Annotated in this window: 4 protein-coding genes; 3 read left to right on the forward strand and 1 reads right to left on the reverse strand. The window is 63.9% G+C overall.

Annotated features, from left to right (window positions below):
* The first annotated feature begins 23 nt into the window (after positions 1-23).
* The 3 genes from NKL04_RS29330 (at position 24) to NKL04_RS29340 (ending at position 3,851) form a co-directional block, all read left to right on the forward strand.
* Positions 24-380: an MmcQ/YjbR family DNA-binding protein gene (locus tag NKL04_RS29330; protein ID WP_023685771.1), complete on the forward strand. Its 357-nt coding sequence runs from the start codon at positions 24-26 to the stop codon at positions 378-380.
* A gap of 292 nt (positions 381-672) precedes the next feature.
* Positions 673-2,190, forward strand: a complete 1,518-nt coding sequence (locus NKL04_RS29335; RefSeq protein WP_023701438.1) for a L,D-transpeptidase family protein — start codon at positions 673-675, stop codon at positions 2,188-2,190.
* A 101-nt stretch (positions 2,191-2,291) separates the two neighbouring features.
* Positions 2,292-3,851, forward strand: a complete 1,560-nt coding sequence (locus NKL04_RS29340) for an MFS transporter (RefSeq protein ID WP_023686665.1) — start codon at positions 2,292-2,294, stop codon at positions 3,849-3,851.
* A 173-nt stretch (positions 3,852-4,024) separates the two neighbouring features.
* Here the strand turns inward: NKL04_RS29340 and NKL04_RS29345 are convergent, their stop codons facing one another.
* The gene (locus tag NKL04_RS29345) at positions 4,025-5,995 is read right to left on the reverse strand and encodes a M23 family metallopeptidase (protein WP_023701439.1); all 1,971 of its coding nucleotides are present in this window, start codon (positions 5,993-5,995) and stop codon (positions 4,025-4,027) included.
* Positions 5,996-6,315 lie beyond the last annotated feature (320 nt).

A 6,315-nucleotide genomic window follows, 5' to 3' on the forward strand; every position in this document is an offset into this window, starting at 1 on the left:
ACAATCCTTTGACGGGGGTGCAGATGACGCTGGACGACTACAACAGCTTCTGCGCCTCGCTGCCGCAGACGACGCATGTCGTGCAGTGGGGCGGGGCCGATGTCTGGAAAGTCGGTGGCAAGGTCTTCACCATCGCCGGCCATGACCGGGAGGGTGGCGTCTTCGTCACCTTCAAATGCTCTGAAATGGCTTATGACGTGCTGAAGGATCAGCCCGGCTGCCGGCCGGCGCCCTATCTCGCCTCGCGCGGCATGAAATGGATCCAGCGTCAGACAAGCCAGAGCATGGATGATGATGCGCTGAAGGACTATCTCGGCGAAAGCCACCGCCTCGTCGTCCTCAAGCTGACGAAGCAGACGCGCAAGGAATTGGGCCTGTAGCAACCAGTAATCCGCCATCTTCATGCCCGGTTCATGTTGGAAAGCTTATGTTGTGGTTTGCTGGCGAAGGGGTTTGCCTGCAGGCTTTTGACGATCAGGGCGTTCCTTGCGCATCCAAACGGTGGCGAGAACGTTCTGGTGGGAACACTGCCGGGCGGCGGCAATTACGCATGACCCCGAAAATCGAAATTCGATTTTCGGAAAGGATCATGCGCAGACATGAAGTGTTACAGCGTCCTTTGCGCGTCCAAACGGACGCGCGGCGCTGTAAGTACCGGAGAGTTTGACCACCATGTTCCGCACGATCCTTGCCTTTTCGGTGCTCGCCGCCGGGCTGCTCACGTCCAGCGCCATGGCATCGCCGACTGTGGACAACGCACTGCCGGCCGTCCGCGCCGCCGATAGCGGCGGCATTGTGCTTGCCCAGGACGGCAATCTCGACATCTATTACGACGCCAGGGGCAACCGCGTCATCGTCGATGCCGAGACCGGCAAGGTCATCGCCATCCAGCCGCCGCAGACCAGGCTCGACCGCCGCGCGCTGCGCCGGGAAATGCGGGCACGTGAGCTTGGACGCGCACCGGTCGAAGACGACGACCGCTACTATCTCGACGATCCCGAAGACATGGCGCGTTTCCGCCGCAGGCAACTGGACGATCAGGGACGAATCCCCGGCCCGCCGGTTGATGAATACGATCCTGAAAGCGACAGATTCCTGGGGGCCGCTCCGCAGGATGATGCCAATGACAGCGACACCTATCCGGAAGCGCCGAAATCCGCTGAACCGCGGCCCGTCAAGCGCCAGCCGCTGAACGAAGCCTCTATCGATCCCGCCGAACCGGCGGCGCCCGCCGACCAGGCCGCGCTGCCGCCGAAAGCCGGTGGCAAGACCGTGGTCGATCCCTCGCTTTCACTCGGCGCACGCCAGGATGTAGCCGCCTTGCAGGTGCTGCTCGACCGCGCCGGCGCTTCACCCGGCGTCGTCGACGGGCGCTTCGGCTCCAATGTCGACAAGGCGCTTGCCGCCTATAACCAGATCACCGGCAGCAATCTGCGCTCGACCGACGCGGTCGGCATCCAGGCTGCGCTGGCGCAAACCGGTGGCGATGCTTTCGCCAATTATACGATCACGCCCGAGGACGCGGCCGGGCCTTATGTCGCCTCGATACCGGAGGATTACAGCCAGAAGGCGCAGCTCGACCGCATGGCTTACACCTCCGTCACCGAAGCCTTGGCCGAACGGTTCCACATGGACGAGAACTACCTGAAGGGGCTCAATCCCGAGGCCGACTTCAGCCGTCCCGGCACCATCATCAAGGTCGCCAATTTCGGCAGGCTGGTGGCGACGCCGGTTGCCCGCATCGTCGCCGACAAGGACAAGAAGCAGGTGTTCGCCTATGACGCCGGTGGCAAGCTGGTCGCGGCCTATCCGGCCACCATCGGTTCAGCCGACACGCCCTCGCCGACCGGCACCCATACGGTGTCGCGCGTCGCGCTCGATCCGAACTACACCTACAACCCCAGCATCAATTTCAAGCAGGGCCAGAACGACAAGATCCTGACCATCCCGCCGGGTCCGAACGGCCCGGTCGGCTCGGTGTGGATTGCGCTGGACAAGCCGACCTATGGCATTCACGGCACGCCCGATCCCTCCAAGATCGGCAAGACCGAAAGCCATGGCTGCGTGCGCCTGACCAACTGGGATGCGCGTGAACTGGCCAAGCTGGTGTCGCCGGGCGTCACCGTCGAGTTCGTCGGCGGTCCCTCGGCCGATGATGTTGCGGAGCAAGTGAGCGCTCCAGCGCAGTGATGTCGGCCTGCCCATAAGGCAGGCCGACATCTAAGCTGGATTCATGAGCGCAGGGCGCTGGCTGGTTGTTGCCGGCCCGCAACAAGTCTAAGCAGGCGCTGATGAAGTCTCCGAGTGAAGCCGCAGCCGTTCCCCTGACCAGGTCGCTTTCCAACGGTACATTTTGCCCGCAGTCGCAGCGCAAGTTCGTACTGGTAGCGGCGATCCTGGCGTCAGCGCTCGGCTTCATCGACGGGTCGATCCTGGCCATTGCCATGCCGGCAATGCGCGTCGACCTCGGCGCCAGCCTGGCCGAGGTCCAGTGGATTTCCAACGCCTATGCGCTGACGCTGTCGGCGCTGATTCTGGCCGGCGGCGCCGCCGGCGACCGGTTTGGCCTCAGGCGCGCCTTCGTTGCCGGCATTGCGCTGTTCATCGTCGCTTCGCTGGCCTGCGCGGTGGCGCCGAATGCGCTGGTGCTCATCGCCTTTCGCGCCATTCAGGGCCTTGGTGCGGCGATCATGGTGCCGGGCAGCCTCGCCATCATCGCCAAGGCCTATCCGAAGAAGGAGCGCGGCCGGGCGATCGGCATCTGGGCCGCCGCCTCGGCGCTGACGACGGCGCTCGGTCCAGTGCTGGGTGGCTTCGTCCTGTCGGCCTTTGGCGGCGGTATCTGGCGGGCGATCTTCGCCGTCAACCTGCCGCTCGGGCTGATCTCGATCTATCTCCTGCTGGCCAAGATTCCCGCCGACGCGCCGACGGAGAAGCGAAGCCTCGATCTCGGCGGCGCCGCTCTCGCCACGCTTGCCTTCGGGGCGCTTGCCTACGGACTGACCTCGATGAGCGCCGAAGGCAGCGGGCTGATGTCGGGGCCGAGCATCGCCGCAGGCGCCGTGCTGCTTATCATCTTCATCGTCTTCGAGCTTCGGCAGCGCGAGCCGATGATCGATCTCAAGCTGTTTCGGATCGGCGCCTTCGCCGGCGCCAACCTCGCCACCTTCTTCCTGTATTTCGCGCTGTCGGCCAATCTGTTCTACCTGCCGATGCTGTTGATCGCCGGATGGGGGCTGAGCACCAAAGAGGTCGGTTTCATCTTCCTGCCGCTGTCGGCGTTGATCGCGCTGCTGTCGGGTCTCGTCGGCCAGTGGTCGGATCGCATCGGTCCGCGTTTTCCGATCGCCAGCGGCTGCCTGGTGGTCGCCATCGCCTTTGCCGGGCTGGCTTTGCTCACTCATGCCGGCATGCACAATTTCTGGACCGGTATCTTTCCGCTGATGGCGGTGATGGGGCTCGGCATGGCGCTGGTGGTGTCGCCGCTGTCGACGGCGGTCATGACCGCGGTCGAGGACAAGGATACCGGCGCCGCTTCCGGCATCAACAATGCGGTTTCGCGCATTGGCGGGCTGATTGCTGTGGCGGCGATGGGCTCGCTCGCGGCCTGGGTCTATTCGACGATGCTCGATACCAGCGTCAGGCCGGGCATTCCGGGGTTCGGAGAACCGGCATTGGCCGGCCTGGCGTCAGACCTTGATGCAACACGGCTCGCCGCCAGCGATGCGGCGTTCGCGGCCGTGTCGACAGTGACGGCCGTGCTTTGCCTCCTTGCCGCTATTATCGCCTGGGCCACCGTTTCGGGGCAAAAGCTGCCTTGGTCACGAGCCGAAGAGGAGCAGTCGACCTGATTCGGAGCCGACCCGATTCGGAATGCTCTGATGGGGCGATTATGATTCGCCGGCGTCGAGTGTGACGGCTTAAAGCGCGTCGCGCTGAAACGGATTCATACGACGCGCTTTAAGTCTTTGTTTTGACGCATGTCCTTGTCCCAGAGCCGCGGCACACTTCTGGGCGACATGCATTAGCCTTCGATCTTGGCGCTCGCGACCTTCAGCGGATTGCTGTCTTCCTGCTTGAGCAGTTCATCGATGCGCTCGCGCTCGCGCTTGAAAGCGACCAGGTCGTCGCCCTTCAGCACCTTGCCGACCGGCAGGCGCACGCGCATCGGGTCGACCTTGGTGCCGTTGACGATCAGCTCGTAGTGAAGATGCGGACCGGTGGAGAGGCCGGTCTGACCGAGGAAGCCGATGGTCTGGCCCTGGCGGACATGAACGCCCGGTTCGATGCCTTTGGCAAAGGCGCTCTGGTGATTGTAGGAGGTCTCGTAGCCATTGGCATGGCGAATGATGATCTGCTTGCCGTAACCGCCGGCCCAGCCGGCCTTTTCGATGGTGCCGTTGCCGGCGGCGATAATCGGCGTTCCGATCGGCGCCGCCCAGTCGACGCCGGTATGCATGCGGACATAACCGAGGATCGGATGTCGGCGGGCGCCGAAGCCGGAGCGGAATTTCCCGGCGGGCAGGGGGTTGCGCAACAGGAACTGCTCGGCGCTCGATCCGTCCTCGTCGAAATAGTCGGTCGAGCCGTCCTGCATCTGGAATCGGTAGAAATTGCGCGTCTGGCCGCCGAAGGTCGACGAGACATAGAGCAGTTCCGATTCGTCGGAGGCCTGGTCGTCGCCGTCCGGCTGCGAGAACAGCACGTCGATGCGGTCCGATGGATTGAGCCTGGACTGGAAGTCGACGCCGGAGGCCAGGAGCTTGACCAGTTGCTGGGTCAGCTTCTTCGACATGCCGTAGGAATAGGCGGCGCGGTAGATGCCGTCATAGACGTTCGGCAGATTGCCGCGCACCACCACCGGCGCCGACGAATCATCGAACGCGGTCAGCAATTCGGGGTTCGGCTCCGGTTCCTGCGCCGGCACATACTGGCCGCGGTCGTCGAGCGCGATGGTGACGATGTGCGTTGTCTTGTCATAGACGCTGGTGCGAACGACCTTGGCGGCGTCGCCATGTACCTCGAGCCCGACGCGCAGCACGGTTCCGGTCTTCAGCGCCGGTGCGTTGAGCAGCTTGCCGATCGCCTCCGCCATGCCGGTGGCGTCATCGCCCGTATAGCCCGAATCAGCGAAAGCCTCGGCAATGTCGCGGTCCCTGGTGAAGGGAATGATTTCCTCGGCGAAAGCCGGGGTCTGGTCGTCGAGCGCGACGCGCGGCGCCACCGAGACGTTTTCCGGCACGATCTTGACGTCGTAGGAGCCGGCCATCGATTCGGCGAAGGCATCGCCGAATCGCTGCGGGTCGACATAATGCAGGGAGGCGACCTGCACGGCGCCGTCGCTGAGGTCGGTGCCGGCTTCGCGCACCACTTTTTCAACCTCGTCGGCGGACAGGTCGCTTTTTTCGTCGAAGGAGGCCGTCTCGACCGGGAAATCGACCGTCTTGAGGCTCATCTCGCTTTCGACCTTGGCGCCGTAGATCTGGCCGCCAACTGCGGAGGCCGTCGCCGGCTGCGCCGGCGTCGAGTCGCCATCGTCGCCGAACACCTGCATCGGGTCGAAAGGCGGATAGGCGCGGTTGGTGGTGTGGCCGGCTGCCAGCGCCATCTTGATCTGCACGAACGGCATGGTGTGGATAACGTCGCGGTCGCCGACCTTGGTCACCATCGACACTTCCATGCGCCGGCGGTCCTTGGCCTTGGCGATCTGGCGCGGCGCCACCAGCCTGGTGGTCTTGGCGACCTCGCCGGAATCGCCGCCGCTTTCGAGCTGGGCCAGTTCGGCGATTTCGGGCGGGGTTGCCAGCTGCTGGCGGCCGTCAAGGGCGGCAAACAACGCCACGCCCATCAGCACACTCGAGGTCACGCCGGTAAGAAAGGTGCCCGACAGCCAGCGCGCCGAAACCTCGCGCCGGTCGGGCGGGCCGCTGCGGCCATCCGCGATCAGCGGCGGCTCATTGCCGAGTTCGGCTATGACATCTTCCGTGTCTGGCATCCAGAAAGGCTGCTTCTTCCCCGGGCGGAACGGCGTTTCGCTTCTGTTGGGCCATGACATTTGCCTGTCACGGCGAGTGAAGTCAACGAAGCGGCGAAATCCCCGCGCACACGCTCTGTTTTACAGCTCCTTACAGAGAGGCGACTTTATCCTCTTATAGGAGCCTCCTAAATCCTCTTGTAGGAGGGTCCGAACCGGTGATGCGCAGACCCCGCTTTGGCTCTTATAGGAAGGCACCTTGCGGGCCGCGCCGAGCCCTTCTTTGTTGGCCTTGGTGTCGAACGGCAATGCGGCGGCAATAGGGCTCCTTTTTGGCAACG

Source organism: Mesorhizobium sp. C264A, from assembly GCF_040324515.1.
Taxonomy (GTDB): Bacteria; Pseudomonadota; Alphaproteobacteria; order Rhizobiales; family Rhizobiaceae; genus Mesorhizobium.